Source organism: Methanosphaerula palustris E1-9c, assembly GCF_000021965.1.
Classification (GTDB): Archaea; Halobacteriota; Methanomicrobia; order Methanomicrobiales; family Methanospirillaceae; genus Methanosphaerula; species Methanosphaerula palustris.
On the sequence record NC_011832.1, the window covers coordinates 326549 to 352430 of the forward strand.

Genomic DNA, 25882 nt, shown 5'->3' on the forward strand with positions numbered 1-25882 from the left:
GGGCGAGGATGGGTAAAGCATGCTGAATGAACTGATAGAGAAGAGAAAGAAGATTCTTGCAGAGTCTGAACAACACAAAGAGAGAAGAAACGAGCTCAATGCACTTGCCAGCAAGTTCGCACGCGAGCGAAATGCTCTGAATACAAAGACTCGGGAGTTTGTCGACGAAGCCCAGAAGAACAAGGATCTTCGTGACGAGTCGAACCGTTCAGTCCAGTCCTTAAAGGAAGAGAGAAATGCACTGAACGAGCAGGCAAATGTGCTCTTCGAGGAGATCGAGGACTTCAAGAAGGAGCACGGCAACCTGAAGAACCGCGGGATCAAGGAGCTGCAGAAGCAGATCGAGCACCTTGAATTCAGGCAGCAAACTGAAGTGATCAGCACCGACAAGGAGCGGGAACTGATCGACAAGATCAAGCAGATGAAGTCTGAGGTTCGGGATCAGGAGTCTGAGCTTGAGCAGAATAAGGATATGCGGACCAAGCTGAACGATGCCCGTGAGTTTCGTAAGGGTGCATCAGACATCCATGCGAAGGTGACCGAACTCGCCGAGCTTGCTCAGAAGTATCACGACCAGATGGTTGAGAACTACCGGAGTGCCGACAAGTCACGTGAGTCAGCAGACGAGGCCCACAAGAGTTTTGTCGAGGCTCAGGAGTCAGCCGACGCAGAACACAAGTTCTTCCTGGCCTGCCAGAAGGAGCTGCGTGACTATGACAAGGTGATCGGTGGCCTGCGCAAGAAGACCCGCAAGACCAAAGTGACCAAGGAACAGAAGGCGGTCAGGAAAGAGGCAGAGCGGATCTTCACCTCGTTCCGTGGCGGCGAGAAGTTGACAACGGACGACCTCCTCCTCCTCCAGCGCTCAAAACTGGTATAACCCTTTTTTATCTGGAGTGATACCCGGGATGGGTCGGGCACTCAAGGCATCATCTGATCCTTGTAGGGTTTTCTAGCATTGTGGTGGCCGAATCGGTCCAATAATAGACCAGTCCTCAACTCAAAAAGTTTGGGATCGGTCTGGAATGGTGTGTTTAACACTATTATTTAATAGATCTGATACAATCACTATGTCAATGTCAGACGGGTGGACCCTCATCCTCTCTGTGGACAGGGACGATGATATCGGCTATAAGGCAGGGGTAGCGAGCCCTGTCGTTGGCCGCGAAGCCTGTCTGGAGACGGCGACGGCTCTGGCCCTGGTCGATCCTGAGGATTCTGATGTGAATGCGATCTTTCAGACGATCAAGATCTACGACGACCTGAAGCGGGAAGGGCAGCAGGTGGCCATCGCAGTGATCAGCGGGGATCACTTTCACATGATCGAGGGGGACCGGTTGATCGCCCGTTCGCTCGACCAGGTGATCCGGGCCACGGGAGTCACTGACTGTATCATGGTCACCGACGGAGCTGAGGATGATTATGTGATCCCGATCATCCAGTCCAGGCTTCCGGTGTCGAGTATCAAGCGTGTCGTGGTCAGCCAGATGCCCAACCTTGAGGGGACCTATTATATTCTCAAGAAACTGCTCGATGACCCGAAGATCTCACGACCGCTGCTGGTTCCGGTCGGCCTTGCGATGCTTCTCTATGCGACTGCGTACCTGCTTGGCTACCCTGAGGTGGCTGTGGTGATCGTGGTAGGCGTGATCGGGGTCTATCTGCTCCTCAAGGGATTCGGTGTCGATGAGGTCTTCGGCTATTCCTATCATTCCCTGTATGAGTCGCTGAGTCGGGGGCGGTACGCAGTGATCACCAACCTGGTCTCCCTCTTCCTGATCCTTTTTGGGATCCTTTCTGGGCTGACCACGATGATCGTCTACTACCTGACGCCCGAACTGGTGGGGATGTTGTACCTGCTCCTTGCATTCTTATATGGTGCGATTCCCTGGTTTGCTGGAGCCGGGCTCGTTTCGACAGCGGGGAAGATCCTGGATGTCTACCTGGCCGAGCGGGAGAACCTCTGGAGGGTTGTGATTCTCCCATTCGTGGTGGTGATGCTCGCGCTAGTTATCTATGGGATCAGTACCTACATGCTTGCGGTAAGCGGAGCCCCTGAGTTCGTGCTGACCACCGAGGCTGCGCTCAGATACCTGCTGGTGACGATCGCTGGCTCTCTGGTCTCCCTGGTTGTCGGGCTGTCGGTGCAGGCTCGGCTGAAACGATTGGCAGTACCCCCTGCCGATGATGGGGACGTTCCTCTCTCCCCTCACGAGTGATCAGAGCGAGTCCAGGCTGATAGAACTGAACTCCTGCGCGTTTGTTGCCAGGTCTCGGACGCCAAAGGCAGCCTGGACGAACGGCTGGTCGAGGGCGTCTGCGACATCGCACATGTAGTCGAGGAGATCGATCGAAAGTTCATGATGCTGCCGGCTCTTCTTCAGTTGATCGATCAGGAATGACAACTTATCGGGGGGTTCGTTCCGCAGTTTTGCGACCGAGACCACGCACATGTAGATCCTGGTGATGTTCCGATCCGATCCCGTGATCGTCTCAAAAAAGTTCTTCACCACCTGTGCCTGAAAGATCTCGCCGCTCATCTATGATCGATCAGTGCTTCACCTGCCGGCAGGTTAAATGTTTCGGATGATGACGATCAGAGAAAAGTGTGGATGATCTGCCCGGTCCAGGCAGTCGTTCTCTCTTTGGTTATCAGGGGATGATCGGCAGGTGCAGTTCGGTGAGCAGGTCTTCTTCTGGCACCTGGGCAGGATCGTTCAGGTAGAGCTCCCGCCCAGGCCCTGCAATCCTGTATCCCTTCTCTTCCTGATAGACAAAGATACGGCTCCACGCTTCATGCAATCCGGGATAGGCCCCCTGATAGACCAGGGTCAGGTGACTTCCGCCCGGGATCGTCTTGACCTCGATGGCGGGGTCGGTCACCGCGACGCATCCGGTGATGCGATCCTTTGATTCCGGAACGAGCAACCCGCGATCGTCATAGAGCCTCAGTGCTTTCTGAGAGAGTCGGGTGATCAGCGAGAATGTCCCGATGGGGATCCGGTTGAGTGCCATGGTTACACGATACTATGCTGCCGGAAATGATGTGGGGTGCCGCAGTCTCCCTCGGGGAAGAGTCTGGAGATGCAATGCACTATGAGATCTATTCGGATAAAAGAGATGGAATTATTGTGCTTCCAGGTGACGATCTGGTATAGGATCACTTGGTTGCCGAGACGATCCTGATGATATCGCCGTCTTTTAACTGCTGGCTGTCCTTGATTCTCATCTTGGTCTTGGCGTCGATCGCATACAGGAACCCTTTGCCGATGTCGGTGTGGACCCGGTAGGCCAGGTCGCGGGGGGTCGACCCCTTCTTCAGCAGGAACGCGTCAGGGAGCACCCGTCCACGGCCGTCGGTCAGGTGGTTCTCGTCCTCGACCGGGTAGACCACGATCTGGTCGAGCAGATCGAAGACGACCCTGTTGATCGTCTGCTGCACGCCCGTCCCGTTCAGGGTCTTCACCACCGTTGCCATCTGCTGCAGCGCCTTCTTCTGCGGTCCGTTCAGCACGGCCCCTTCAGGGACTGTAAAGATGGTGTCCCCGGGGATGTAATGGATCAGGTGCGCCTTATCTGCATTCCGAAGGGCCAGTTCTGCCGCACCACTGACCAGCGGGATCTTCTCCTCTGTCAGGCGTGCACGCAGGGTCTCATTGGCCAGGTCCGCTTTGTTTCCGATGATCAGCATCGGCTTGGTCTGGAGGAGCAGTTGTTCGCAGAAGGCGATCAACTGCTCGGTGTTGGCATGGACCAGATCGACCCCAGTCTCTTTCTCCACGTACTGGAGATCTTCAAGGGTGATTCCGAGCCCTGCTACCACCTCGGCGAGGCCGTTGGTCAGCACAACGGGCTTGGACTGCGCCGTCCGCAGCAGTCTTGACCAGTGCTTCTCAACGATTCCATAGAGCCACATCGTCATCTCATGGGTCAGGAACGTGATATCCCCGACCGGGTCATGGGATCCCAGGTCGACCGGGTTTCCCTCGGCGTCGGTGGCCCCGCTTGCATCCACGACATGGATGATCGCGTTGGCCTGACGGAGGTTGTCCAGGAACTGGTTTCCAAGTCCACGACCAGTGTGTGCCTCAGGAACCAGCCCGGCGACATCGATCAGGTTCACCGGGATGAACCGAAAGCCATCATGACAGACCCCGCACGAGACCTTCATCTCTTTGCACTGGCACGGGACCCGCACATAGGCGACCCCATGGTTGGCATCGATGGTGGTGAATGGATAGTTGGCAATCTCTGCATCTGCAAGAGTGGCAGCTTTAAAGAATGTGGATTTGCCACAGTTTGGTTTTCCGGCTAATGCGATCGTTATCATACTGGGTACAGCTCCCCTGCAGTGCCATCCCCTTGGCGGGGACCAATGCAGATGAGGGTTGTTCGCTGTCTCGTAAATATCTACCCTGTACCTCCCTGGATCGACCGATGATCAGTGCAGGGAGGGTAATAAATTATTTTAAATAATATAACCACTTACTTTTGGTTAGTTCACCGGAACAACCGGATGAACGGTAGAAGTGAAAAGGAGAGATTGATAATGGCTTTTGGAAGAGATAATCCGTTCAGCCTCTGGGGGCGCGAGCTCGATGAGATGATGGCAGCGATGGAGAGTAGATTCCAGTCGATGAGGGATCCTTCCAGGTTCTTTCCTGGAGGGCTTCTTCCTGCAGTAGGGTCATCTGCGGGAGAACAGGTGCCGGCCCTGCGGGGTGATATTCGTATCGATATCCGGGAGATGGGGGACGAGGTGATCATCGTCGCCGACATCCCTGGCGTGGAGAAGGGTGATATCACTCTGCGGCTGGTCAATCCGAATACGCTCCAGATCTCCTGCGAGCGGAAGGTCGAACATGAGAAGACGAGCGAGGAGGGGCATGTCATACTGCAGGAACGGGTTTTCGGTTCTATGGATCGGCTGCTGGTCCTCCCGTCAGAGGTCAGCGCGGAGAATGCCACGTCCAGCTTCAAGAACGGCGTCCTTGAGGTGCATCTCCACAAACTTCCTGTCGAACATGGTACGATGATCCCGATCGAGTGATGGGCTGGAATGACGTCGACTGCCCGTGATCACTACAACCAGGGGATCCTCCAGAAGAAGCGGTATCTTTATACCGATGCGCTGGCCTCATTTGAGGCTGCGCTCGCAATTGAGCCGGAGAACCATGAGTTTTTAATGGCCAGGGGGAACATGCTCTACGCCCTCGAGCGCTACCAGGAGGCTCTTGATTCATACCGGAAGGCCGAATCCCTGGCAGGTGTTCGCCATCGCGGGCTGCTCCTGGCCATCTCCAGCACCCTTGCGGCGCTGGGCCGGCATCAGGAGTCGGTGCAGGTATATGAAGAGGGGATGCAGGCGCCGAGGGCCTGAATCTCTTTTTTCACCCCATCCAATGCTTTTATATGGGCAGATGCAGAGATACTGGCTGGTATATGGCAGAAGATGGCTATAAGGTGGCAACTGTTCAGGGCAGGGAGGTTCAGTGGGACCCTGAACAGATGAGGAAGATCCAGGAACACCCCTGTTTTAGTGAGAAGGCGTGCCACTCCTTCGGGAGGATGCATCTGCCGGTCGCCCCTCGGTGCAATATTCAATGCAACTACTGTGTCCGTGACTATGACTGTGTGAACGAGTCCCGTCCTGGCGTCACCAGCCGTGTCTTAACCCCGGATGAGGCGGTTGCGATGATCAAGAAGGTGATGGCCCAGTACAACTACATCAAGGTGATCGGGATCGCAGGTCCCGGCGAGCCGCTGGCCAACGAGGAGACCTTCGAGACCCTGCGGCTGGTCCACGAGTTCTTCCCGTCCACGATCCGATGCATCAGCACCAATGGGCTCCTCCTCCCCGAGAAGATCGACCTGCTTGAGAAGTATGGGGTTGGAAACGTCACGGTCACGCTGAACGCGCTGGACCCTGAGGTTGGGGCGAAGATCTACTCGTTCATCAACTACCATGGGAACCGGTACGAGGGGGTCGAAGGGGCGAAGATCCTCCTTGAGAATCAGCTGAAAGGGATCGAACTGGCTGTGAAGAAGCATATGATCGTCAAGATAAACACCGTCTACATTCCCGGGGTCAATGACGATCAGATCCTTGAGATCGCCAGGAAGACCAGTGCGATGGGGGCGTATACCTTCAACCTGATCCCCCTGATCGCACAGTACAAGTTCGCTGATATCGTCCCGCCGACCCCTGCTGAGAAGCGGGCGATGCAGGACCAGTGTGCACCCTATATCAAGCAGATGCGTCACTGCCAGCGGTGCAGGGCCGACGCCATCGGAAAGATCGGTCATGACGTCCAGTCCTGTGTGTATGGGGACGAGGGAACGAAGAAGGATTGAATCTTTTTTTGGACAGGTTCGTCACCGCCTTGGGGACAATCTGTCAGAACAGACCTGTCGATGTTAACCGATCATCGTTGCTGGCTCTCTTGAGAATGGGTTCAGCGATGGTGTGTTAAAAAAAGTGTTCAGAGATCTTTGGTTCCAGACCTCACCTCTGTCGACACAGGTACCTGTGCCGGGATCCTGGGGTGTTCTCTTTCCTGATTCACTGAACCGACGATTCACTGAATTGATGTTCACTGAACCGCTTTAAAGAGTGAGCCCTTCGCATTGCAGATCGGGCACTTGTCGGGGACTGTGTCGACGACGATGTTCCCACAGATCGGGCAGAGATAGATCGTCTGCGCCTCAAAGTCTTTCCCGCTCTTCACCGCTTCTACAGCCTGTTTATAGAGCCCTGCGTGGACCTCCTCGGCCTTCATTGCATGTTTAAATGCCATCACCGCGTCCATGCGTCCCTCTGCCTCGGCGTCCCTGACGAACTGTGGGTACATCTCGGTGTACTCATGAGTCTCTCCCTCGACAGATCCCTCAAGGTTTGTGGCGGTCGACTTCACGGCACCGAGCACCTGCAGTAGCCGCCTGGCATGGATCGCCTCAGCCTCTGAAGCCGCGAGGAAGAGTTTTCCGACATTGGCGAACCCCTCTCCAACAGCCTTCTCTGAGAAGGCCAGATACTTTCTGTTCGCCTGAGATTCGCCTGCAAAGGCTTCTAATGCATCGTCTTCTGTTGCCATAATCTATAGTGTATCAGGAAATATGCTACTTAAAGGTTCTTCATGAGGTCCAGAACACTTGTTTAAATGTCTGGGGATCATGCCGTTTTCTGTACAATTAGGGTCCCTGGTTTTGAGGTGTCTGTGATCTCAAACCTGCAGTGATGGGGAAAAATGCGGCAAAATCTGACGCAAAATCAGGGTATATTACCTTCCCTACTCTATACTATGTGTTCACAAAGGTGAACAGGAACGTAGTAATGAACACATACGACGCGAATATCGATAGACTCGCACCTGGCCCGGACGCACCCGGCGTCGCTGCCCATGTCTATTCGGGTATCCGGAGCTCCGGGCAGTGTTGTCGTCCAACAGAGATGATTTGGATGGGCCAACCTGGACATGTACTCCCTATGATCAGCAGACGATCTTCTGTCTCTGCTATGCGTATGTGATACTGGTATCCTGTATTCACACCCACGCACCATCTGGCTACCCATTCACTCATCATGGTCTACACTCGAACCAGAACATTTTGCCTCATGCATCACAGCACGCACTCGCTGTGATTTCCGGGGGGGATTTGTCACCCCCCTGATTAATATATTTTTTACCGCCCTGATATCCTTGAGTTGCTCTTAAATGCTCCTTGTTTACCTTCTCACGCAACAGATTCTGCGTCTGTCGTCTCGTCTCCCATCAAGCCTAAATCGAGTATAAGATGGACCGTTCCTTACGATGAATAGGGAAGTCGATGGATTGAACAGAATGAATGTCGACTGGGGGATACCGATACGATACACGGCATCACGAAGATCAGTTCAGAATCTTTTTCAGGGGGTTCCTTTCTATAAAGAGATCAGTGAAGCCTGTGAAGTACCGGGTGGTTGCTGAATCTCAACCTGTGCAGATCAGCGGGATCCCGGTGATCGAGCGGCCGCGGGAGAAGATCCAGAAGCGCGGGGCTTCTGTTCTGACCGACCGGGAACTGATCGCCGCGATCATCGGTAAGGGAGTGCATGGACACTCGGTGCTCTCCGTCGCAACGGTGGTGGAGGAACAGTTGAACAGGGATTACCCGGAGCTCAACTACTCGACCCTGGCAAAAATCCCCGGTATCGGTCATGTCAAAGCCTGCCAGTTGCTGGCCTGTTTTGAGCTGGCCCGGCGGTACATCGAGGAGGAGCCAGTCAGGATCCAGCGACCCGAGGATGTACTGCCTCTGCTTCCCGACCTGCGGGAGGAGAAGCAGGAACACTTCATCAGCATCACGATGAATGGTGCTGGCGAGATGGTCAAGGTCCGGACGATCACCGTCGGTCTGCTGAATCAGAGCCAGATCCATCCTCGTGAGGCATTCGCCGATGCGATCACCGACCGGGCGGCCTCGGTGATCTTCGTCCACAACCACCCCTCCGGGTCCCTGCTCCCGAGCGAGCAGGATCGGGCCGTGACCAGGCAACTGGTCGAGGCCGGTAAAATTCTTGGCATCGCGGTTCTCGACCATCTGATCATCTCTAAAAAGGGATTTCTCTCGATGAAGGAGCAGGGGTTGATCTGAGGATCAGGGGGTGCTGATCAGCAGTCTCCCGAGTGTCTCTCCCTTTGTATACGCCTCGTCGACCAGGTCCGGGTAGTTGCGCAGGTTCTGTTTCTGGTCCATGTCATTGATCAGCAACTGATCGGCAAATCTCATCCCGATGATGTCGAAGAATGCAGCCACACTCAGCAATGCCCCGGAGAAGACGTCCTTCCTGTTCATCCCTGAGATCGCAATGAAGAGTCCCTGTCGCTGCTTCTCACGCTCTGCACTGACCAGTGGTTGCCGTCTGACATACTTTGCCATAAAGAAGACCTGGAACCGGTCCATAAAACACTTCAGTTCACCTGGTATCCCCATCGTCATGATCGGGGTGGCGATGATCAATCCGTCGCAGTCTCTGATCTTCCCATACACCGGGATCATATCGTCCTCGACTTCGCAGATCGGGTGGTCTTTACAGTGCATCATCTCCATACATCCAGAGATCTGCATCTGCGAGACGATGATCTTCTCGACGGCGCATCCGGCTTTTTCAGCCCCCTGAAGGGCAGTATCCAGAAGCAATGCGGTGTTCCCCTCTTCAAGCGGGCTGCCGAGTATCCCAATGACTCTCTTCTCCATGGCAGTCTGTATTATCGCAGCATAATATAAGATCTGCTGTCAGAATTCAGCGTAATGAAGGAAAAATGGTCAATAACGCAATTCATATATAGTTCAGGTGTCTATGAACCATTCGGTGAGAACTCTGACAGAAGGAGATCATGTTAAAGCAGGGAACAAGGTTAGTCCAGGAAAATATGTCTGTATCGACTGCGGTTATGAAACCGAACTCTCGGATACAGAACAGGACCTGCGGAAGTGTCCGAAGTGCTCGTGCGAAGAGTACCAGTGCTTCCCGATGACGCATATCAGGCCTGACATCAAGACCGTCGAAGATGTGCAGCACCCTCCGAAGAGAGGGGACAGCGCTCAGTAATTGGGGTATTTCAGAAGAGATCCGGCAGTGCCGGAACATGGGAGATCATTATGGTGAATGTATCGAAAGTTGGGCAGGTTTACGTCTGTAATATCTGTGGAAATGTTGTGGAAGTCAAGGAAGTCGGCGGCGGCGAACTGATCTGCTGCGGTGAACCGATGACTATCAGAGAGTGATTCTATGGATCAGAAGATGAATGAACTGGAAGAGAAGATCGGCAAGGTGCCAAAGATCTTCAAGGATCTCAAGGATACCAACCCTGACCTGTTTGCAAGTGTGATGGGTCTGGACCAGCTGGTCTGGGCAGATGGTGCGATCTCGCGCCAGCAGAAGAAGTTGATTGCCATCGCTGTTGCGGCGGCGATGCGTGATCAGCATGCTGTTCGGGCACAACTGGCCGGGGCTGCAAATCTCGGGGTCACCCTCGATCAGATTGAAGAAGCGCTCCGTGTCACGTTCCTGCTCGCGGGGATGCCGGCCTATGTCTATGGCAGGGCTGCAGCAGAAGAGATCTGTAAGAAGTAAGGGGTTTTTGGAATGGAACTTGAAGATGCATGTGGATGCGGGTGTGAAGATGAGTACGCGGCGATGCCGATCCTCGGTGAACCTGCGCCAGATTTTACCGCCCTGACCACACAGGGTGAGTTGAAACTCTCTGATCTGAAAGGGAAGTGGGTCGTCCTCTTCTCACATCCAGCTGACTTTACGCCGGTCTGTACAACCGAATTCATGGGTTTTGCCGCAGTCGCTGATGAGTTGAAGGCACTGAATGTGCAGTTGATTGGTCTCTCCATTGACAGTGTCTCCGCACATCTCGCCTGGATCCATGCGATCGAGGAGAAGATGGGTGTCGAGATCCCGTTTCCGGTGATTGCAGACCTCGATATGCGGATAGCGTCACGATACGGGATGATCCATCCGGCGATGTCAAACACCGCGACGGTCCGTTCTGTCTTCTTCATCGATGACAAGGGGATCCTTCGGGCAATGATCTACTACCCGCAGACGAATGGTCGATATATCCCTGAGATTATCCGCCTGGTGAAGGCCCTGCAGACCACCGACGCCCATGGGGTTTCAACGCCTGTCAACTGGCAGCCTGGCGAGAAGGTCGTCGTCGCCCCGCCAAAGACAGTCGCCCAGATGAAGGCCCGTGCTGGCGAGGGCTATGAGTGCAAGGATTGGTACCTCTGCTATAAATCGGTCTGACCCCTCATGGGGTCGATCTCTAATGAACAACCTTTTTTAATTCAGATCTGCAAATAGCAGAGACTATGGAGATCAAGGTGCTCGCCTTTGCCGCAAGCCCACGCCGGCACGGAAACTCTGAGACCCTCCTCGACTGGGTTATTGCAGCGATGGAGAAGAAGGACGGCGTCGTGGTGGAGAAGGTGGTGCTGAACGAGGCGGATGTGCACCCGTGTAAGGGGTGCAATGCCTGTGAGAGATTGAACCGGTGCGTGCAGGACGACGGCATGACCCCCCTTTATGATTCGATTGTCGATGCAGATGTCGTGATAGTGGCCCTGCCCATCTACTGTATGGGGGTCTGTGCACAGGTCAAAGCTCTGATCGATCGGGCTCAGGTCTTCCGGTCGCGGAAGTACGTGTTGCATCTCCCGGTCATCCCGGTTGAACGGGTCGGGAAACGGGTAGGGTTGTTGATCGCGACTGCCGGGCAGACCTGGCCGTATGTCTTCGATGGAGCTCTCCCCTCGGTGAAGTGCTTCTTCCATGTCAGCGCTATCCGGGACCCGGAGATGAAGTATCTGCTGATCAACGGGGTCGACGAGGCCGGGGCAGTCAAGGCCCATCCGACCGCACGGACAGAGGCCGAAGCGATCGCCGATCAGACGATCGCCCTGATCACGGAGCGTCTCTCTTCATGACCGCAGTTCGGGTGCTCGGTGTGCTTGGATCTCCACATCGGCATGGCAACACTGAGGTGCTGCTCGATCACTTCCTTGCCGGGGCTCAGGAGGCTGGGGGTGAGATTGAAAAGGTGGTGCTGATCAATCTACAGTATCGTCCGTGCAGGGGGTGCAACGCCTGCCATAAAACCGGGATCTGCGTGCTGCATGACGATGCCATCCCACTGATCGAACGGATGGCCGGCATCGACTGCTGTGTGATTGCCTCTCCAATCTACAGTATGGGGATCACCGCGGAACTGAAGGCGCTGGTCGACCGGGGACAGTATCTCTGGGCACAGCGCTGGATCTTAAAGACCCGGCCGGAGAAACTGGCCGATCCTGCCTGCCGGCGCGGGGTCTTCCTCTCGACCGCCGGTCTCTCCAAGGAGACCGTCTTCGATGCAGCCCTTCCGGTGATGACCGCATTCTTTCATGGCCTTGGGTTTGCAGACTATGAACGGCTGACTGTGAACGGGATGGACCGGTATGGGGGGATTGAGGGCCACCCAACCGCACTCGTCGACGCATCGAACCTCGGAGAATCAGTCGTCAGAGATCTTCAGGGTCAGTGTTCTGTCCGACCCGAAGCGATGGCCCCCGGGTCTCGATGACCCGTTGCACGATCCTTCTGGAGCTGCAGAGCACCCGGTCCCCGTAGCCACCGATCCTGACCACCTCAGCAGAGAGTGACCGGGCCTTCAACGCTTCGGTCAGCACTGCCGGGTCGAAGTTCTGATTGAACCCGAGTGTGATCACGTCCGGCCTGATCGCCTCGATCGGCCGGAACATATCGGTGGTGTCCCCGAGCAGGGCATGGTCCACCGGTTTTAATGCTGCAACCATCTGCAGCCGCTGCTCTTCCGGGATGATCGGTCGGGGTTTGTGCTTGACATTCCGGTCCCTGGCCACGATCACATACAGTTCGTCCCCGAGTTTCTTCGACTCCTGCAGATAGAAGAGGTGACCGGGGTGGAGGAGGTCGAAGGTCCCGGTTGCGACGATGCGCCTTATGGGATCACCTCAAGCGGGTAACGCTCGCCATCTGCTGTAAAACAGACCCAGTCCACTTCATCATAGGGATACCCGATGATCAGGTTATAACGTCCTGCCCGGGGGAAAAACGATAGATCCGCATCGGAGGGATACAGCACCCCATTGGGGTGGCTGTGGGCGGACCCACACTTGTGGGTGTCCAGGGGCATCATCTCCATGAAGACGCTGGCTGAGGTCTCCCCGCTGATGGTGCCCGGTACCAGGGAGATCTCGTCGATCACCCCGTCCCGCTCGCTCAACAGCCCGACAAATTCATAGGGATGGCGGTCCTTTCCCATCTCAAGGAGGAGATCGAGGAGATCCCTGCTGATCCCGGTGACTTTCATAGCTCTCCAGCGTAGGAGATACTGGCAGATAAAACCCGGAGATTCTGTTCCGGGTTTCGGGCGTGACCATTATCGTCTCCTGCCATTTCAGTTTTTATAAGCATAATCGATCGCAAAAGCGACATCTGGGCGACGACCTTTTCGGTCTGGTCTGCATATGATCGAAAAAAAGGGGCGTTCACTCGACAGTAACGCTCTTGGCCAGGTTTCTGGGTTTATCGATATCACGGTTCAGGGCGACTGCGGTATGATAGGCGAGCATCTGCAACACCACTGAGGTGGCCAGCACCTGTACGAGTTCATGTGATTCAGGGATCGGGATGAAAACGTCGACGATCTCGGAGAGTTCCAGGTCCCCATTCACACCGATCGCGATGATCGGTGCGCCGCGGGCTTTCATCTCCTTTATATTGGAGACCATCACCGGATAGGTATTCCCAGGCGAGCAGAGGGCGACCACTGGGGTCTGTGGGGAGAGGAGTGCGAAGGGACCGTGCTTCAACTCGCCGGCAGCGTAGCCTTCTGCATGGATGTACGAGATCTCCTTCATCTTCAGTGCCCCTTCGAGGGCGATCGGGTAGAAGAGTCCCCTGCCAACGTAGAAGATATGCTCTGCAGGACTGCAGATCTCCACTGCCTTTTTGGTATCGGTCAGCAGGGCCTCCTCGATCACACTGTTTGCATGGGTCAGCACCCCGGTCAGGTCTCCATCATGGAGGAGGTTCGCGATCTGCATCAGCACTGCCAGCTGCGCGATGAATGATTTGGTGGCGGCGACACTGATCTCCGGGCCAGCTCGCATGAAGAGAGTATGGTCCGCCATCCTGGTCACCGTCGAGCCGAGAACGTTGGTGATGGCCAGGGTCGGACAGTTATAGGCCTTCGCCTTCTTCAGCGCGGCCAGCGTGTCGGCGGTCTCACCGGACTGTGTGATCACCATCACCAGACCCTTGATTGGTGGGGTGAAATATTTGAATTCGGAACCGAGTTCAGCCCTGACCGGAATCCTGCAGATCGATTCGAGCAGATACTTGAAGATCAGGCCGGTGTGGTATGAGGAGCCACAGGCCACCACCGTCACCTCGTCCGACTGCTTCAGTTCGGGAGGGATCTGGTCGGGGGTGATCCCCATCATCGTGTTGTAGAAGACCTGCGGCTGTTCATAGATCTCCTTGAGCATGTAATGTTCGAACCCCCCCTTCTTGACGTTCTCAATCGACCAGTCGATCAGTTCGATCGATCGTTCGACCGGTACCCCGTTGTGGAAGATTTCGCTCTTCTCTGGGGTCAGGGTGGCGAGGTCTCCATCCTCAAGGTAGATCACCCGTTCGGTGAACTCGAGCAGAGGGGTCACATCTGAGGCTGCAAAGAACTCCCCGTCCCCAACCCCCAGGACCAGCGGACTGCTGTCCCGTGCCGCGACGATCTTATCCTCCCCTTCGACGGTCACCAGCAGGGCATATGAACCCTGCAGGTATTGAATTGCCTGGTACACCGCCGCCTGGAGATCGCCTTTGTAGGCCTCTTCGATCAGGTGAGCTATCACCTCGGTGTCGGTCTCGGAGATGAACGTGTGCCCTCTCCCGATCAACTGCCGCTTCAGTTCGGCATAGTTTTCTATGATTCCATTATGGACCACCGCGATCTTTTTGGTGCAGTCCTGATGCGGGTGGGCATTGATATCGTTGGGGATGCCATGCGTGGCCCAGCGAGTGTGCCCGATCGCGATATGGCCGGGGAGCCGGCTGGCGGCCTTCTCGTTCTTTGAGATCCGCCCTTCCTTCTTGAAGACCTGCATCTTTGGATTGTTGACTGCGATTCCGAACGAGTCATACCCGCGGTACTCCAGTTTCTTGAGCCCGTTAACGACCACCGGGGCCGCCCGCCGGAACCCGATATATCCTACAATTCCGCACACGTCATATCACCACCGAGTTGTCTGCGACCACGCCTGATATCGTGGTGTTCCCCTCTTCAATCGAGACATTGTTCCCGATGATGCAGTTTTTGAGGATTGTGAATGGGGCCGAACTGACCCGGTCACCGAGGACCGCTCCGAAGGTGGCCTTCATGAACTGGTGCTCCAGTTCAAAGATGGCCTCATGGGACCAGGTGGTGGTGTGGTCGCGAAGCGTACAGGCTTCCCCGATCACTGCATCCAGGATCCGGGAATGTGAGCCAACCACCACATCATCCATGATCAGCGAGTTGCCGAGGTAGGTGAGTGGGTCGACTGTGACCCGGGAGCCGATCGAGGTGTTGGGCATAATACAGCAGTTCGGTCCGATATGGCAGTCGTTTCCGATCGAGACCGGCCCCTGAATGTAGGTGTTTGGTCCGATGGTGGTTCCCTTCCCTATATGGATCAGGCCGTAGAGTTTGGAGCTTCTGCTGATCGTTCCGGCCCTGGTTCCATCGATATTCTTCAGGAGCCGTGCGTTCATCTGGAGAAGATCCCAGGGATAGATCGCATCCTGCCAGTCGAACGCCTGGATCGCTTTGATCTGTTCGCCTGCATTCAGCATCGCCTGCAACGCATCTGGGATCTCATTTCCGACGATATACTTGAAGAACGACCGGTCCAGCGAATAGACGCCGGTGGAGACGATGAACCCGCGGGCGTCGGCTGGTTTCTCCCGGATCTCGCAGATATACCCGTCCTTGACCATCACCACTCCGAAGTTCGAGGGGGAGGGGTGGTCAGTGACCAGCACAGCGTTCTTCTCTTTGATCATCTGCTGGATCGATCGTGGATCGATGTAGTTATCACCGGAGAGGAGCAGGAAATCGCCCTCAAGGAAGGGTTCTGCATACCGCAGTGCATGGGCTGTGCCGAGCTGCTTCTCCTGCACCACCACCCTGACCTGAACGTCGAGCATGTTCAGGTACCTGATCACATGCTCCTTGCGATATCCGACCACGACGATGATATCCCGTATCCCGCTCATCTGGAGCGCTTTGATCACATACTCGATGATCGGGGTATTTGCAACCGGGGTTAGAGCCTTTGGGCGCGACCGGGTCAGCGGCCGCAGCCGGGTCCCCTCCCCTGCTGCCAGAATAACTGCCTGCATTACGTTTCACCTATGACTGGATGTTGGTCTTATCTTCGATCCACCCTTCGACAAATGAATGGGGGGCGATATTTGAGTCACTGCCGATGACGGTCCCGACGTTCACCGAGCAGTTGATCCCGAACTGTACATTGTCCCCGACGATCGCACCGAACTTCTTCCGACCGGTGCTCCTGCCGCAGACTTTGATGATCCCATGATCATGCCTGACATTGGCCAGTTTGGTTCCGGCCCCGAAGTTGCATCCGCTGCCAACAATACTATCGCCGAGGTAGTTGAAGTGTGGGATCTTGGTCTCTGGCATGATGATCGAGTTCTTCAGTTCACTGGAGTGGCCGATATGACATCGGTCGCCGACAGCGGTCCCGGGGCGGATGTACGCATGCGGCCCGATCTTGCAGTCCTTTCCGATCACACACGGCCCTTCGATGTACGTGCCAGCCTTGATGACGGTGCCAGCCCCGATGCTGACAGCGCCATGGATGGTGACCCCATCCTCGACCTCTCCCTCCTGCACTGGAGAGAGGACCGATAAGAGCCGGGTGTTGGCATCGAGCAGGTCCCAGGGGTAGCCCATGTCCAGCCAGACCTTCAGGGGGTGGGCGGCCAGCTGCCCTTCCCTGATCATCAGGTCGAGGGCGTCGGTAAGTTCATACTCCCCCCTGCTGGAGAGGCCGACTGCGTTGATAAGTGGATAGATCGTCTGATCGAAGAGGTAGACTCCGGCATTGATCAGGTCGCTCTTCGGATGCTGCGACTTCTCCTCAAGCCCGGTGATCAGCCCATTCTCACAGGTCACAACCCCAAAATCCTGGGGATGATCGGTCCTGTGGATCCCCATCACCGGGGCATCCATCTCACAGAGGGTGACGAGGTCTGAAGCACTGACGATCATATCCCCGTTCATCAGCAGGAACTTGCCTGAGGTCAGCCCTTCGGTGGCCTTTAACGCATCCGAGGTCCCGAGCTGCTGCCGCTGTGTCACATACCTGATCGAGACATTCCAAGCCTTTCCGTTCTTAAAGTAGTTCCTGATCTCCCGCTCACCATATCCGACCACAAAGACGAACTTTTTGATCCCGGCCTCTGCGGCAGCGACCATCAGATGTTCAAGGATCGGTCTGTTTGCAACAGGGAGCATCACCTTTGGCCGCTGACCAGTCAGCGGACGCATCCGTTTCCCTTCACCTGCTGCGAGTATCACACATTCCATATTCTCACTCCTTTGCTCTTCCCTTCTTCAGCAGGTCCTGCCCTCTGACGAGCATCGCCTTTGCTCTGGTCGGGGTCGTTCCCTCTGCTGTCAGCCTGACCTTCGGCTCGGTACCACTGGCCCTGATCAGGCACCATCCACCCTCTTCCTCGATTCGAAGCCCATCGGTCGGGTTCTCTGCGCCGAGTCTGGTCAGGATCCCCCGTGCATCATCGACCTGCACGGATTCGCGCAGGATCGGGTAGTTCGGCATCTCGTCGATCACCGTTGAGATCTTCCACTCACTGGCGATCTCACAGAGGAGGGCCGCCGCATACGGACCATCCGGGCAGAGCGATATGTCGGGGAAGACCCAGGCGCCGGAGGGTTCTCCGCCAAACTCGCCCCACCTGAGCAATTCCTCGGAGACGAAACTGTCCCCGACCGGGGTCCTCCGCACCTCTGCGATCTCTTCGATCGCCATCGAGGCGTCTGAGGTGGTGACCACATGGGCGGCGCCCAGGTATTTGGTCAGCAGCATCAGCATGTGGTCGCCGCCGATATACCGCCCCTTATCATCGAAGGCCATCATCCGGTCTGCATCACCGTCGTGCATCACCGCACAGGTCGCGCCGCGTTTTCGGATCAGGTCGGGGAGGTAGGGAAACGACTCTTTAAGTGGTTCTGATGGACGGGCAAACCTTCCCCGCGGATTGCAGTTCAGACAGATCGTCTTCACCCCTGCTCTTTTGAGCAGATCGGGGGTGACGGTGCATCCCGCCCCGTTCCCACAATCCACGATGGCGGTGATCTCCTTCTTTGGGGTGATCTGATCGAGGATCGCTTCAGTGTGAACGGCGATAGCATCCACCTGCCGCAACCGTCCCTGTTTGTTCCATGCTGCCCACCGGTCCTCTCCTTTCAGCATTTCCTCGATCTCCTGCTGCTGGGCCAGGGTATACGAGGAACCGTCCGGGTTGAAGAGTTTGAGTCCATTGTAGGCTTCGGGGTTGTGCGAGGCCGTGATCATACACCCTGCACCCTGTGTGCGTGCACCATACGCGATCGTCGGGGTCGGCGCCACCCCGCAGACATCCACCGATGCCCCGGCAGAGATGAGCCCTGCAATCACACCATCTGCAAGGAGCCTGCTGGTGGTGCGGGTATCCGTCCCGACCAGCACGGTCTGTCGGTCCTGCGCCATGGCAGCACCGACCCTTGGCGCGAGGTCGACCAGTGTCTGGTCGAATTTGCGCCGTATTCCTGAAGACCCGAAAAGCATGATAGAATAGTTATCGGTCTGGGAATATCAGGTTTGTTCACCGGCCATAGGGGCACCAGTGCGGAAACTTCTGCATCGTTGCGACGCCGGCTGTGGAGGGCGTCAGCAGCAGGATCTCTTTCTTCCCCCGGTACTGGTCGATCAGTGCCATACCCAGTTCACTGATCATCCCGTCGCCCGAGACCAGCAGCAGATCTGCGGCTTCGGGTGTGTCGACGACCCTGCTTCCAAGCGCCGTCGGGATCTCTCTGAGATCTCCGATGCAGTAGACCATCTTTTCAGTCAGTTCCTGGGTCAGGGCCGCCAGACAGAGGGGGTGATTGCTCTTCTCGCACCCCTTCAGCCGGCGCGAGAGGCAGAGAAAGCCGGCCACCGCATTGATCACCGAACAGGCTGCCGCCCGCTCATTCTCATTGGGGAGTGGGGCCCCTACCATATCCGAGACCTTCGGGGCGGCCCGGATCGGTGAATTCGTGACAAACTGGGCAGTTCTCCCTCCGAAGGCTCCCTCCATGCAGGCCCCGCGTTCATACGGGCAGTGCTCTGCATCCGGGTTCACATCGATGACGACGATACCATCCTCGCATCCGCTCCGGTCGAGCTTCTCTCCGAGGAGTGCTGCTGATTCTGCGATAAGATTCATGATCCTTCTCCGTGATAATTCTTGAGCAGGACGACCCTCGCCGGTGCCCCATCGAGTCCTTTGAGGGGGAGCGGAAGGGCGGTGAGCCAGTACTCTCCCCCGGCAACTCTGGATAGGTCCAGCAGTTCGATGATCGCGATCCCCTCCCCGAGGAGCTTCCGGTGAACGCTTCCATCGCCGGTGAACGGCTCTACTGAGGGGGTATCGACCCCGACGCAGATCACCTTCTCCCTGCAGAGGAGGGCTGCGGCCTCGCGGCTGAGCGCAGGATAGTGCTGGTCAAAGGTGGTTTTCTCTGAGAACCAGGTTCTGATCAGCACCCGGGTGGCCCCGCAGAGCCTCTTTGACAGGTCGGCAGCGGTGATCTCATCTCCTGCAACCTGCAGGTCGATCACCCTGCACCGTCCGATCAGGTGGGTGAGCGGGATCTGGTCGACGCCAGCGCCGTCTTTATAATAATGGTGCGGAGCATCGATATGGGTGCCGCTGTGGGAACAGAGCGAGAGGGAGGTGATCGTCGCCCCTGCCTCGTCGATGCTGGTGAACCTGACCGCCGGGTCTCCGGGAAAGACCATCATATCAGGCGAGAGCGATCTGGTCAGGTCGATGATCGCCTGTTCACCAGCCATGCTCACCGATCAGCGGTACAAACCTGACCGCCCCTTCTGGATATTCCTCATACCGGTCGCCCTCCCTTCGGATCAGCACGAGCTCCTGCAGGTCCTGTCCCCCGACCGGGGCGACGAGCCGGCCGTGATCGGCCAGCTGCTCCAAAAGTGGGGGCGGGACTGATGGCGTGCCGGCGGTGGCGAGGATTGCATCGTACGGAGCCCCAGGGGAATAGCCGTCGGTGCCGTCCTTTACAAGCACCTCTACATTGGTGAGCCCTATCTGTCGCAGGTGTTCCTCTGCACGGGCAGCAACAACAGGGATTCGTTCGATCGAGATCACCGTTTCCGCCAGCAGCCCGAGGATGGCGGCCTGATACCCACTCCCGGTGCCGATTTCAAGCACCCGGTCGGTGGGTTTCAGTTCAAGCAGGGCTGTCATCAGGGCGACGATGTACGGCTGTGAGATCGTCTGCCCCTCCCCGATCGGAAGGGGTGTATCCAGATAGGCCTGGTGCCGCCACTCCTCAGGGACGAAGATGTGGCGGGGGACCGTTCTCAGGACCGTTAACAATCGGGAATCGGTGATCCCGCGGGCTGCGATCTGGGTGCTTACCATCTCCTGACGTTCCCGGTGTTGCTCTGCTGTCTCATCCATTCCCGTTCTCCCTGTGACTATGATCTCTAAAGAGCGGATTCCAGATAAATGGATTGCGGTCTTCCTGAACAGCTCACACCTGGGTGGGTCGGGAGATGGACCTATGATACCTGGCATCATTGCTTTCATCTTTTTGGGGCAGGGCCCTTTTCAGATGTCTGAGCCTGCATCGATGCATCATCACGATGATAATATGGTCTGAACCACAGTTCAGAATTCATTCCGACACGGGATGACCGGGAAGAAGGGTGTGGATGTCAGCGGGAGACGATGCATCATAGCAGAGCTCAGAAAGAGATATATACTGTCTCGCTCTATGGGGGGTACGTCCTGAGATTTGTATATGACTTGTTATATACAAGTATAACTATCCAAAAAGATTGTATCCAGGATGGGAGTTGAAAAGAACATGACTGATAATTTAAAAGTAAAAGCCAAAAAAGCCTTAGATGACGTCAATGAGGCTGCACATGCCGCAATTGATGATACAAAGGTCGCTGTCCATAACGCAGGAAAAGATGCTGGGGTGGAAGCATCGCCGGCATCAGATGATGTAAAGACCGGTGCTCACAAGGCTGTTTCCGACGTTAAAATCAGGGCACATCAGGTCGCATCAGAACTGAAGAAGAAGTAGGGGAGACGTAAAAGATGGCAGGTCTGATCGGTCTTGCCGTATTTTTCCTTGTACTGGCCCTGGTCTTTTTTATTCTGGGTGCACGGGGAATAGCCGGCTTCTCCATGGAGATTGCGAAATGGCTCGTCATCATCTTCGTTGTCGTGGCCATCGTTACATTCCTCCTGTAGCGAGATCTTAAAAACAAAAACAGAGTCGGGTTCGGTGATGCAGTGCAGGAAAGGTGTTGCATCTCCAAATCGATTTTTTTTGATTTGATCTCTTTCTTCTTCTCCTCGAATGGCTGTGAGCAGGGGAGACCGGGATTGAACGATGTGGTTGCCAGAAAAGGATGCTGAACTGGAACACCGATCTGGTAAGGATTAAATACCTTGATGCTATACTGGGATACGTCCTGAAATTTGTATATACTCTACTCTATACAAATACAATTATCCAAAACGATCAAATCCAGGATGGGAGTTGGAAAGAACATGACTGATAATTTAAAAGTAAAAGTTAAAAATGCCTTAGATGACGCCAATGAGGCTGCACATGCTGTAATTGATGATGTAAAGGTTGTCGTTCATAATGCTGGAAAAGATGCAGGGGTGATTGAACCACAGATATCAGATGATGTAAAGACAGGTGTCCACAAGACAGTTTCAGATGCGAAAATCGCGGCACACCAGGCCGCATCGGAACTGAAGAAGAAGTAGGGGAGACAAAAAGATGGCTGATCTGATCGGTCTTGCCATATTTTTCCTTGTACTGGCCCTGGTCTTTTTTATTCTGGGTGCACGGGGAATAGCCGGCTTCTCCATGGAGATCGCGAAATGGCTCGTCATCATCTTCGTTGTCGTGGCCATCGTTACGTTTCTTCTTTAGAGGAATCTATGAAGACAGATTAACCAGATTCCGGCGATACAATGAAGGAAATGTGTTTCATCTCCTGGCACCTCTTTTTTCTTTCATTCGATCTTCTTCTTAAAATGATTTGAATGGGATAGATCAAAACAGGGGACTTTTTTTTGGATGATGAACTGTTGGGTTCTCTCCAATCTGATACTTTCACCCCGCTTCCCTCTGGTCATATCTGTATCAGACGCATCATCTCTCTGTATGGAACGGACAACATTCACTCTGCTTGCAGAACGGGCCGCAGCGTACCCGCTTGTCTGGCGCAGATCGCAGATCAGCAGGCTGACGTACCTGCAGAGCAGTCAGTCTTCGCAGCAGGACAAACCTCGGGCATCGACCTTCTGACTCATACCGGTAACAGGGTGGGGGCATTGTTCTGCAGCCATCGGTACGTACCTTCACGGTCGTACTGGTGAGTGATGATATAGTTGTGGACACTGCCGTAGTGGTTGTACCTGTCGACGCTGGCGTTGTAGTCGGCCTCCTGCTGCTGGTACCGGACGAGGTCCTGATTATACTGATCGGCCAGATCCTGCCGGGCCTTACCCGCCGTCATCGTAGCGATTGCAGCGTATTGCTGATTGAGGATCTGCCCTGCTGAAGCGAGGGCAATCTTCTGATCGTTCAGGGTGGGTGCCAGGGCCTGTGCCTGCTGATCTGCGCTGTCGCGTGCGGATGCGATCGCACTGGTCTTGTCGATCTGAGTGAACCCCTCGGTGCCGTTTCCTACCCTGACGATCAGCGGAGCCGACCGGAGCACTACCCCGCCTTCGAGCGTCTCCGGTGGGACTCCAACATAACTCAGATTGGTCGCCTCGATGAAGGCGTACCCGCTCTTCTGGTATCCCTCTCCTGAGCAGTTGACGCCGATCGCCATATGCTCTTCTGCAGGGAAGACCAGCAGTGAGACATTATAATTCTCTGCTGAAAGAAGGGCGGCCAGCAGCAGACTCTTATCATCGCAGTCCCCTGCCTGATCCTGATAGGTCTGGATCGGGAACTTCGCCCCTGCTCCATCCACACTTTTATACGGGATCTGCTGGACGAACGCGGTGATCAACTCCAGGTAGGCATCGGAGTCGAGATGATGCCGCTCTTTGGCATCCCGGAACCCGGCCAGCAACTGCTGATAGAAGGTTGTCTGTGCGGGATCGTTGATCTCTGCAAGGTACGATCCGCCGATCCATTCCTGGTCTGGCATCTCCTTGTAGAGGAGCACGGTCTTGTTTGCATGGACGGCCCCGGCATAGGCCGGCCCGTCGACCTGTATCGAGGAGGAGAAGGTCGTCTCCTGGAACTTGAATGTGTACTCTGGTGGCTGGGGTGTGGTAGCCCCTGGATCGGGGACGATATGCGGGTATACCACGCCTCCAGCAGGGGTGAGCACCCCACCAATACAGCCTGCAGCAATGAGGCAGAGGGTTATGAGCAGCAGAAATCCGGCGAGGTGCCTGGGAGTCATCCCGGGTTCAGCCTCTCCTCAGTATCATCTGCAGCGAAGCCAGCGAATCGATCAGAAGATCGGGGGTGACCCCTGATCCCCGGATCGCCTCCTCGCTGTACTTTCCGGTCCTGACCTGGATCCCTTTCAGCCCGGCTTGCTGAGCTCCCCCGATGTCGGTGGTGATGTCATCACCGATCATCGCCGCCCGCTCCGGGCTGACTCCGATACTCTGCAGGGCCCGGTGGAAATACTGGAGAGATGGTTTGCCCAGCACCGTTGCGGTGACCCCCGTGGCGTACTCGATCGCTGCGACGAACGGGCCGGCCGATAGACGGAGTCCGTCACCGCCCATCCAGTACCGGTCTTTCTCCAGGGCGAGGAGCCTGGCCCCGTCCTGCACGCACCGGAACGCATCGGTCAGCAGTGCGGTTGTCCAGCGGTCCCCGGCGTCCCCGATCACCACATAGTCCACCCCGCCGGAGGATGGGATCTCAATTGCAGAACTGACAAAGTCCTGATGCACATCTCCTGTGGTGAAGAGCCGGCACCGGCCACCACCCTCTTCCTCGATCAGGGCGACAGCTGCCACAGGCGGGGTAAAGATCGAGGAGCGATCGACGGTGATCCCCATCGACTGCAGTTTTGCCAGGATCGAGCCTCGGGAACGCTGGGTACTGTTGGAGAGAAAGACCACCCGATAGCCGAGCTGGTCGAGCAGGGTCAGGGTCTCTGCCCCTCCTGGGATTGGAGTTGTCCCAGTATAGATGACCCCATCCAGGTCGATCAGAAAGGCGTCGATCCCGTCGAGATCGATCGCCTCGTGTGAAACCATGCGAGAAGTGTGCTGCATAAGAGATTGCTCTGATTCTCACGTTGCATCGACTGCTGAATAATAGTATCTCTTTCTGCAGGGGAGAGGCCGGCTGTCCAGTGATCGATGATCGGGATGGTGGCCTCCGGGTGGAACTGCACCCCGAGGGCGGATCGGTAGATGAATCCCTGCGGACAGGTTCCTTCCCCCTGGTACAGGAGGGTAGCCCCGTCCGGGAGTTCAAAGGTCTGGTGATGCCATTCAAAGACCGGGACCTCGGCAGGGAACCAGGCATCGCCGCCAGGTGTTCTTCTGACTCTGTACCACCCCTGCTCCGGGGTCATATCGAAGACCCTGTAGCCAAGGGCAGCCGCGATCATCTGAGCGCCGAGGCAGATCCCGAGGACCGGCCTCCCCTCTTTGATCATCGTCCTGATAAGATTCTTCTCTGCTGCGAGGAAGGGATACTCCTGTTCGTCATTGACACTCATCAGCCCGCCGAGGACGATCAGTTCTTCGACCTGTTCAATGGGGACCGTTTCTCCTTCATACAGGTGCAGGACGGTGCAGGTCACGTCCCACTGATCGAGCAGGGGGAGGATTCGACCGGCCTGCTCGCCAGAACCATGCTGGAGGAGTGTGATCATATCAGGTCTCCAAAGATCTCCTGGAGTGCAGAGGTCTCGATCTCCTCCTTTCGTCCATCAGTAACCCTGTGCACCTCCGGGGATGCCCAGGTGAACCAGTTCTCCATGTGCATAAACGAACACCAGAGATCGGTGACCGCAACACCCTGGTTGAAGATCCCGGTAAAGTATGCGGCGTCTTTGAGGTTTTCGTTGTCTGATAACACATTCTCCTCAAGGATCCGCTTCATCTGATCCCCGACCAGTTTGGTCTTGTACCAGGACGATTTGGTCCAGCGGGTCGTCAGCATCTCCTTCACCTCCAGATGATCGAACTTCTGCATCTGTGGGATATTCTTGACTGGCATCAGGTCTTCTGAGGGGAGGGCATCGGCAAGGTACAGATCGCGTGCATAGAACATCGCCTTGTTCATCACGAAGAACTTCTTTGGCAGCGATTCCTTGAACTGGAGCAGAGCGGCCATGTCTCGCTTTCCCTCCTTGATCAGATAATACATCTGTGCCTTTCGCATCTTTGGACAGTGCTGGTACAGCCAGCGGTTGACAACGATATCCCAGGGAACCTCAGCGCAGGTCTCGTAAAAATGAGTGTATAACTGAAAGAGGATCCTGATCAGTTTCGTGGTCTCGATCTTTCTCCCGCTTTCACTGTCCTCCTTGAGGATGTCCAGGTAGATCTGCTTCATCCCGTGGTACGCCGACTCCTCGTTGTACGAGAGGACCTTCAGATTTCCTGTATTGAAGGCAGACCCTTTCAACAACAGTGTCAAACAGTGTTTGGCAATCACGAAATCCTTCAGCATCCCCAGGTAATCAGTACTGACGAGGATGACTGGTTCATACGTGCCATACGTGTACGGGTCGAGGAGCATCCCACGATACGGGGTTTCTTTGAGTCGTTTGATGGTGATCTCGATCTCCAGCACCTGCTCAGTCAGGGCGATCAGTCTCTCAAGTGAGTGGGAGATGGGATGAGTACAGATCATAATGACTCCAGACAATTGGCTGAATGCCTGTGCAGTCACAGGCGTTATCTGAATAAATTGGTATTTGGTACTATTCATAAGGATGGGCTTGGGTTGATTGACGTTTTCTGGGGGGAAAA

35 protein-coding genes are annotated in these 25882 nt (G+C 55.6%); 17 read left to right on the forward strand and 18 right to left on the reverse strand.

Going from position 1 to position 25882, the window contains the following annotated elements; genetic code table 11:
- The first annotated feature begins 19 nt into the window (after positions 1 to 19).
- Positions 20 to 880 (forward strand): coiled-coil protein, encoded by an 861-nt coding sequence (locus MPAL_RS01495; RefSeq protein ID WP_012616995.1) that lies wholly within the window; start codon positions 20 to 22, stop codon positions 878 to 880.
- A gap of 196 nt (positions 881 to 1076) precedes the next feature.
- On the forward strand, positions 1077 to 2219 hold the full coding sequence (locus MPAL_RS01500) for a DUF373 family protein (protein ID WP_048145033.1): 1143 nt from the start codon (positions 1077 to 1079) through the stop codon (positions 2217 to 2219).
- On the opposite strand, the gene MPAL_RS01505 is transcribed toward MPAL_RS01500, so the two are convergent.
- The 3 genes from MPAL_RS01505 to MPAL_RS01515 form a co-directional block, all read right to left on the reverse strand.
- Complete coding sequence (locus MPAL_RS01505; RefSeq protein WP_012616997.1) at positions 2220 to 2540, reverse strand: hypothetical protein; 321 nt, start codon at positions 2538 to 2540, stop codon at positions 2220 to 2222.
- Positions 2541 to 2652: 112 nt separating this feature from the next.
- A complete protein-coding gene (locus tag MPAL_RS14090; RefSeq protein ID WP_012616998.1) occupies positions 2653 to 3015 on the reverse strand; it encodes a GyrI-like domain-containing protein in 363 nt (120 codons plus the stop codon).
- A 145-nt stretch (positions 3016 to 3160) separates the two neighbouring features.
- The gene (locus MPAL_RS01515; protein WP_012616999.1) at positions 3161 to 4330 is read right to left on the reverse strand and encodes a redox-regulated ATPase YchF; all 1170 of its coding nucleotides are present in this window, start codon (positions 4328 to 4330) and stop codon (positions 3161 to 3163) included.
- 219 nt (positions 4331 to 4549) lie between these two features.
- On the opposite strand from MPAL_RS01515, the gene MPAL_RS01520 reads away from it, so the two are divergent.
- From MPAL_RS01520 to nifB, 3 genes are all read left to right on the forward strand, one after another.
- Positions 4550 to 5050, forward strand: a complete 501-nt coding sequence (locus MPAL_RS01520) for an Hsp20/alpha crystallin family protein (RefSeq protein WP_012617000.1) — start codon at positions 4550 to 4552, stop codon at positions 5048 to 5050.
- 9 nt (positions 5051 to 5059) lie between these two features.
- Positions 5060 to 5380 (forward strand): tetratricopeptide repeat protein, encoded by a 321-nt coding sequence (locus tag MPAL_RS01525; protein WP_048145035.1) that lies wholly within the window; start codon positions 5060 to 5062, stop codon positions 5378 to 5380.
- Between the two features lie 62 nt (positions 5381 to 5442).
- Positions 5443 to 6354: a nitrogenase cofactor biosynthesis protein NifB gene (gene nifB, locus MPAL_RS01530; RefSeq protein WP_012617001.1), complete on the forward strand. Its 912-nt coding sequence runs from the start codon at positions 5443 to 5445 to the stop codon at positions 6352 to 6354.
- 239 nt (positions 6355 to 6593) lie between these two features.
- Here nifB and MPAL_RS01535 read toward each other — a convergent pair whose 3' ends face one another.
- Positions 6594 to 7094 (reverse strand): rubrerythrin family protein, encoded by a 501-nt coding sequence (locus MPAL_RS01535; protein WP_012617002.1) that lies wholly within the window; start codon positions 7092 to 7094, stop codon positions 6594 to 6596.
- An 841-nt stretch (positions 7095 to 7935) separates the two neighbouring features.
- Here MPAL_RS01535 and radC point away from each other — a divergent pair.
- Positions 7936 to 8634 carry a RadC family protein gene (gene radC, locus MPAL_RS01540; RefSeq protein ID WP_330217436.1) on the forward strand — a complete coding sequence of 233 codons (699 nt, stop codon included), beginning with the start codon at positions 7936 to 7938 and terminating at the stop codon, positions 8632 to 8634.
- A gap of 3 nt (positions 8635 to 8637) precedes the next feature.
- On the opposite strand, the gene MPAL_RS01545 is transcribed toward radC, so the two are convergent.
- On the reverse strand, positions 8638 to 9237 hold the full coding sequence (locus tag MPAL_RS01545) for a flavodoxin family protein (RefSeq protein WP_012617004.1): 600 nt from the start codon (positions 9235 to 9237) through the stop codon (positions 8638 to 8640).
- 103 nt (positions 9238 to 9340) lie between these two features.
- Here MPAL_RS01545 and MPAL_RS01550 point away from each other — a divergent pair, with 103 nt between their 5' ends.
- The 6 genes from MPAL_RS01550 to MPAL_RS01575 all read left to right on the forward strand — a co-directional run bounded on the left by MPAL_RS01550 (position 9341) and on the right by MPAL_RS01575 (position 12116).
- Positions 9341 to 9592 (forward strand): zinc ribbon-containing protein, encoded by a 252-nt coding sequence (locus MPAL_RS01550; protein ID WP_012617005.1) that lies wholly within the window; start codon positions 9341 to 9343, stop codon positions 9590 to 9592.
- 50 nt (positions 9593 to 9642) lie between these two features.
- Positions 9643 to 9768 carry a desulfoferrodoxin FeS4 iron-binding domain-containing protein gene (locus MPAL_RS01555; RefSeq protein ID WP_012617006.1) on the forward strand — a complete coding sequence of 42 codons (126 nt, stop codon included), beginning with the start codon at positions 9643 to 9645 and terminating at the stop codon, positions 9766 to 9768.
- Between the two features lie 4 nt (positions 9769 to 9772).
- On the forward strand, positions 9773 to 10117 hold the full coding sequence (locus MPAL_RS01560) for a carboxymuconolactone decarboxylase family protein (RefSeq protein WP_012617007.1): 345 nt from the start codon (positions 9773 to 9775) through the stop codon (positions 10115 to 10117).
- A gap of 12 nt (positions 10118 to 10129) precedes the next feature.
- Positions 10130 to 10801 (forward strand): peroxiredoxin, encoded by a 672-nt coding sequence (locus MPAL_RS01565; RefSeq protein ID WP_012617008.1) that lies wholly within the window; start codon positions 10130 to 10132, stop codon positions 10799 to 10801.
- Between the two features lie 65 nt (positions 10802 to 10866).
- Complete coding sequence (locus tag MPAL_RS01570) at positions 10867 to 11481, forward strand: flavodoxin family protein (protein ID WP_012617009.1); 615 nt, start codon at positions 10867 to 10869, stop codon at positions 11479 to 11481.
- Positions 11478 to 12116: a flavodoxin family protein gene (locus tag MPAL_RS01575; RefSeq protein ID WP_012617010.1), complete on the forward strand. Its 639-nt coding sequence runs from the start codon at positions 11478 to 11480 to the stop codon at positions 12114 to 12116. The genes MPAL_RS01570 and MPAL_RS01575 overlap by 4 nt, the downstream gene beginning before the upstream one ends.
- Here MPAL_RS01575 and MPAL_RS01580 read toward each other — a convergent pair.
- From MPAL_RS01580 to MPAL_RS01625, 9 genes are all read right to left on the reverse strand, one after another.
- Complete coding sequence (locus tag MPAL_RS01580) at positions 12055 to 12516, reverse strand: adenylyltransferase/cytidyltransferase family protein (RefSeq protein ID WP_012617011.1); 462 nt, start codon at positions 12514 to 12516, stop codon at positions 12055 to 12057. The genes MPAL_RS01575 and MPAL_RS01580 overlap by 62 nt on opposite strands.
- A complete protein-coding gene (locus tag MPAL_RS01585) occupies positions 12513 to 12884 on the reverse strand; it encodes a Mov34/MPN/PAD-1 family protein (protein ID WP_012617012.1) in 372 nt (123 codons plus the stop codon). Before MPAL_RS01585 ends, MPAL_RS01580 begins: the two co-directional genes overlap by 4 nt.
- A 178-nt stretch (positions 12885 to 13062) precedes the next feature.
- Positions 13063 to 14802 (reverse strand): glutamine--fructose-6-phosphate transaminase (isomerizing), encoded by a 1740-nt coding sequence (gene glmS, locus MPAL_RS01595; RefSeq protein WP_012617013.1) that lies wholly within the window; start codon positions 14800 to 14802, stop codon positions 13063 to 13065.
- A gap of 1 nt (position 14803) precedes the next feature.
- Positions 14804 to 15958: a bifunctional sugar-1-phosphate nucleotidylyltransferase/acetyltransferase gene (gene glmU, locus MPAL_RS01600; protein ID WP_012617014.1), complete on the reverse strand. Its 1155-nt coding sequence runs from the start codon at positions 15956 to 15958 to the stop codon at positions 14804 to 14806.
- A gap of 10 nt (positions 15959 to 15968) precedes the next feature.
- Positions 15969 to 17171 carry a bifunctional sugar-1-phosphate nucleotidylyltransferase/acetyltransferase gene (glmU, locus tag MPAL_RS01605; RefSeq protein WP_012617015.1) on the reverse strand — a complete coding sequence of 401 codons (1203 nt, stop codon included), beginning with the start codon at positions 17169 to 17171 and terminating at the stop codon, positions 15969 to 15971.
- A 4-nt stretch (positions 17172 to 17175) separates the two neighbouring features.
- Positions 17176 to 18432 (reverse strand): phosphopentomutase/phosphoglucosamine mutase, encoded by a 1257-nt coding sequence (locus MPAL_RS01610; RefSeq protein ID WP_012617016.1) that lies wholly within the window; start codon positions 18430 to 18432, stop codon positions 17176 to 17178.
- Positions 18433 to 18469: 37 nt separating this feature from the next.
- The gene (locus MPAL_RS01615; protein ID WP_012617017.1) at positions 18470 to 19075 is read right to left on the reverse strand and encodes a hypothetical protein; all 606 of its coding nucleotides are present in this window, start codon (positions 19073 to 19075) and stop codon (positions 18470 to 18472) included.
- Complete coding sequence (locus MPAL_RS01620; RefSeq protein WP_012617018.1) at positions 19072 to 19704, reverse strand: cyclase family protein; 633 nt, start codon at positions 19702 to 19704, stop codon at positions 19072 to 19074. Before MPAL_RS01620 ends, MPAL_RS01615 begins: the two co-directional genes overlap by 4 nt.
- Positions 19694 to 20341, reverse strand: a complete 648-nt coding sequence (locus MPAL_RS01625) for a protein-L-isoaspartate(D-aspartate) O-methyltransferase (protein WP_012617019.1) — start codon at positions 20339 to 20341, stop codon at positions 19694 to 19696. The genes MPAL_RS01620 and MPAL_RS01625 overlap by 11 nt, the downstream gene beginning before the upstream one ends.
- A gap of 391 nt (positions 20342 to 20732) precedes the next feature.
- On the opposite strand from MPAL_RS01625, the gene MPAL_RS01635 reads away from it, so the two are divergent.
- The 5 genes from MPAL_RS01635 to MPAL_RS16080 all read left to right on the forward strand — a co-directional run bounded on the left by MPAL_RS01635 (position 20733) and on the right by MPAL_RS16080 (position 22220).
- Positions 20733 to 20975, forward strand: coding sequence for a hypothetical protein (locus tag MPAL_RS01635; protein WP_012617020.1), 243 nt, complete (start codon positions 20733 to 20735; stop codon positions 20973 to 20975).
- A 14-nt stretch (positions 20976 to 20989) separates the two neighbouring features.
- Positions 20990 to 21145 (forward strand): DUF1328 family protein, encoded by a 156-nt coding sequence (locus tag MPAL_RS14925; RefSeq protein WP_012617021.1) that lies wholly within the window; start codon positions 20990 to 20992, stop codon positions 21143 to 21145.
- A 231-nt stretch (positions 21146 to 21376) separates the two neighbouring features.
- A complete protein-coding gene (locus MPAL_RS01645; RefSeq protein ID WP_236610411.1) occupies positions 21377 to 21673 on the forward strand; it encodes a hypothetical protein in 297 nt (98 codons plus the stop codon).
- Positions 21674 to 21686: 13 nt separating this feature from the next.
- Positions 21687 to 21842, forward strand: coding sequence for a DUF1328 family protein (locus tag MPAL_RS14930; protein WP_012617023.1), 156 nt, complete (start codon positions 21687 to 21689; stop codon positions 21840 to 21842).
- A 234-nt stretch (positions 21843 to 22076) separates the two neighbouring features.
- On the forward strand, positions 22077 to 22220 hold the full coding sequence (locus MPAL_RS16080; RefSeq protein WP_158303601.1) for a hypothetical protein: 144 nt from the start codon (positions 22077 to 22079) through the stop codon (positions 22218 to 22220).
- 1 nt (position 22221) lies between these two features.
- Here the strand turns inward: MPAL_RS16080 and MPAL_RS01660 are convergent, their stop codons facing one another.
- Genes MPAL_RS01660 through MPAL_RS01675 form a run of 4 tightly spaced genes read right to left on the reverse strand, consistent with a single transcriptional unit; the run spans position 22222 to position 25763 of the window.
- A complete protein-coding gene (locus tag MPAL_RS01660; protein ID WP_012617024.1) occupies positions 22222 to 23337 on the reverse strand; it encodes a hypothetical protein in 1116 nt (371 codons plus the stop codon).
- 7 nt (positions 23338 to 23344) lie between these two features.
- Positions 23345 to 24151, reverse strand: coding sequence for a TIGR01458 family HAD-type hydrolase (locus MPAL_RS01665; RefSeq protein ID WP_012617025.1), 807 nt, complete (start codon positions 24149 to 24151; stop codon positions 23345 to 23347).
- A complete protein-coding gene (locus MPAL_RS01670; RefSeq protein ID WP_012617026.1) occupies positions 24103 to 24777 on the reverse strand; it encodes a type 1 glutamine amidotransferase in 675 nt (224 codons plus the stop codon). Before MPAL_RS01670 ends, MPAL_RS01665 begins: the two co-directional genes overlap by 49 nt.
- Positions 24774 to 25763: a hypothetical protein gene (locus MPAL_RS01675; protein WP_012617027.1), complete on the reverse strand. Its 990-nt coding sequence runs from the start codon at positions 25761 to 25763 to the stop codon at positions 24774 to 24776. Before MPAL_RS01675 ends, MPAL_RS01670 begins: the two co-directional genes overlap by 4 nt.
- Between the last annotated feature and the right edge of the window lie 119 nt (positions 25764 to 25882).

Coding starts and splice junctions, on each gene's coding strand:
- MPAL_RS01495 (WP_012616995.1), top strand. CDS start 20: ATGCTGAATGAACTGATAGAGAAGAGAAAGAAGATTCTTGCAGAGTCT.
- MPAL_RS01500 (WP_048145033.1), top strand. CDS start 1,077: ATGTCAGACGGGTGGACCCTCATCCTCTCTGTGGACAGGGACGATGAT.
- MPAL_RS01505 (WP_012616997.1), bottom strand. CDS start 2,540: ATGAGCGGCGAGATCTTTCAGGCACAGGTGGTGAAGAACTTTTTTGAG.
- MPAL_RS14090 (WP_012616998.1), bottom strand. CDS start 3,015: ATGGCACTCAACCGGATCCCCATCGGGACATTCTCGCTGATCACCCGA.
- MPAL_RS01515 (WP_012616999.1), bottom strand. CDS start 4,330: ATGATAACGATCGCATTAGCCGGAAAACCAAACTGTGGCAAATCCACA.
- MPAL_RS01520 (WP_012617000.1), top strand. CDS start 4,550: ATGGCTTTTGGAAGAGATAATCCGTTCAGCCTCTGGGGGCGCGAGCTC.
- MPAL_RS01525 (WP_048145035.1), top strand. CDS start 5,060: ATGACGTCGACTGCCCGTGATCACTACAACCAGGGGATCCTCCAGAAG.
- nifB (WP_012617001.1), top strand. CDS start 5,443: ATGGCAGAAGATGGCTATAAGGTGGCAACTGTTCAGGGCAGGGAGGTT.
- MPAL_RS01535 (WP_012617002.1), bottom strand. CDS start 7,094: ATGGCAACAGAAGACGATGCATTAGAAGCCTTTGCAGGCGAATCTCAG.
- MPAL_RS01545 (WP_012617004.1), bottom strand. CDS start 9,237: ATGGAGAAGAGAGTCATTGGGATACTCGGCAGCCCGCTTGAAGAGGGG.
- MPAL_RS01550 (WP_012617005.1), top strand. CDS start 9,341: ATGAACCATTCGGTGAGAACTCTGACAGAAGGAGATCATGTTAAAGCA.
- MPAL_RS01555 (WP_012617006.1), top strand. CDS start 9,643: ATGGTGAATGTATCGAAAGTTGGGCAGGTTTACGTCTGTAATATCTGT.
- MPAL_RS01560 (WP_012617007.1), top strand. CDS start 9,773: ATGGATCAGAAGATGAATGAACTGGAAGAGAAGATCGGCAAGGTGCCA.
- MPAL_RS01565 (WP_012617008.1), top strand. CDS start 10,130: ATGGAACTTGAAGATGCATGTGGATGCGGGTGTGAAGATGAGTACGCG.
- MPAL_RS01570 (WP_012617009.1), top strand. CDS start 10,867: ATGGAGATCAAGGTGCTCGCCTTTGCCGCAAGCCCACGCCGGCACGGA.
- MPAL_RS01575 (WP_012617010.1), top strand. CDS start 11,478: ATGACCGCAGTTCGGGTGCTCGGTGTGCTTGGATCTCCACATCGGCAT.
- MPAL_RS01585 (WP_012617012.1), bottom strand. CDS start 12,884: ATGAAAGTCACCGGGATCAGCAGGGATCTCCTCGATCTCCTCCTTGAG.
- glmU (WP_012617014.1), bottom strand. CDS start 15,958: ATGCAGGCAGTTATTCTGGCAGCAGGGGAGGGGACCCGGCTGCGGCCG.
- glmU (WP_012617015.1), bottom strand. CDS start 17,171: ATGGAATGTGTGATACTCGCAGCAGGTGAAGGGAAACGGATGCGTCCG.
- MPAL_RS01610 (WP_012617016.1), bottom strand. CDS start 18,432: ATGCTTTTCGGGTCTTCAGGAATACGGCGCAAATTCGACCAGACACTG.
- MPAL_RS01615 (WP_012617017.1), bottom strand. CDS start 19,075: ATGAATCTTATCGCAGAATCAGCAGCACTCCTCGGAGAGAAGCTCGAC.
- MPAL_RS01620 (WP_012617018.1), bottom strand. CDS start 19,704: ATGGCTGGTGAACAGGCGATCATCGACCTGACCAGATCGCTCTCGCCT.
- MPAL_RS01625 (WP_012617019.1), bottom strand. CDS start 20,341: ATGGATGAGACAGCAGAGCAACACCGGGAACGTCAGGAGATGGTAAGC.
- MPAL_RS01635 (WP_012617020.1), top strand. CDS start 20,733: ATGGGAGTTGAAAAGAACATGACTGATAATTTAAAAGTAAAAGCCAAA.
- MPAL_RS14925 (WP_012617021.1), top strand. CDS start 20,990: ATGGCAGGTCTGATCGGTCTTGCCGTATTTTTCCTTGTACTGGCCCTG.
- MPAL_RS14930 (WP_012617023.1), top strand. CDS start 21,687: ATGGCTGATCTGATCGGTCTTGCCATATTTTTCCTTGTACTGGCCCTG.
- MPAL_RS16080 (WP_158303601.1), top strand. CDS start 22,077: ATGGAACGGACAACATTCACTCTGCTTGCAGAACGGGCCGCAGCGTAC.
- MPAL_RS01660 (WP_012617024.1), bottom strand. CDS start 23,337: ATGACTCCCAGGCACCTCGCCGGATTTCTGCTGCTCATAACCCTCTGC.
- MPAL_RS01665 (WP_012617025.1), bottom strand. CDS start 24,151: ATGGTTTCACACGAGGCGATCGATCTCGACGGGATCGACGCCTTTCTG.
- MPAL_RS01670 (WP_012617026.1), bottom strand. CDS start 24,777: ATGATCACACTCCTCCAGCATGGTTCTGGCGAGCAGGCCGGTCGAATC.
- MPAL_RS01675 (WP_012617027.1), bottom strand. CDS start 25,763: ATGATCTGTACTCATCCCATCTCCCACTCACTTGAGAGACTGATCGCC.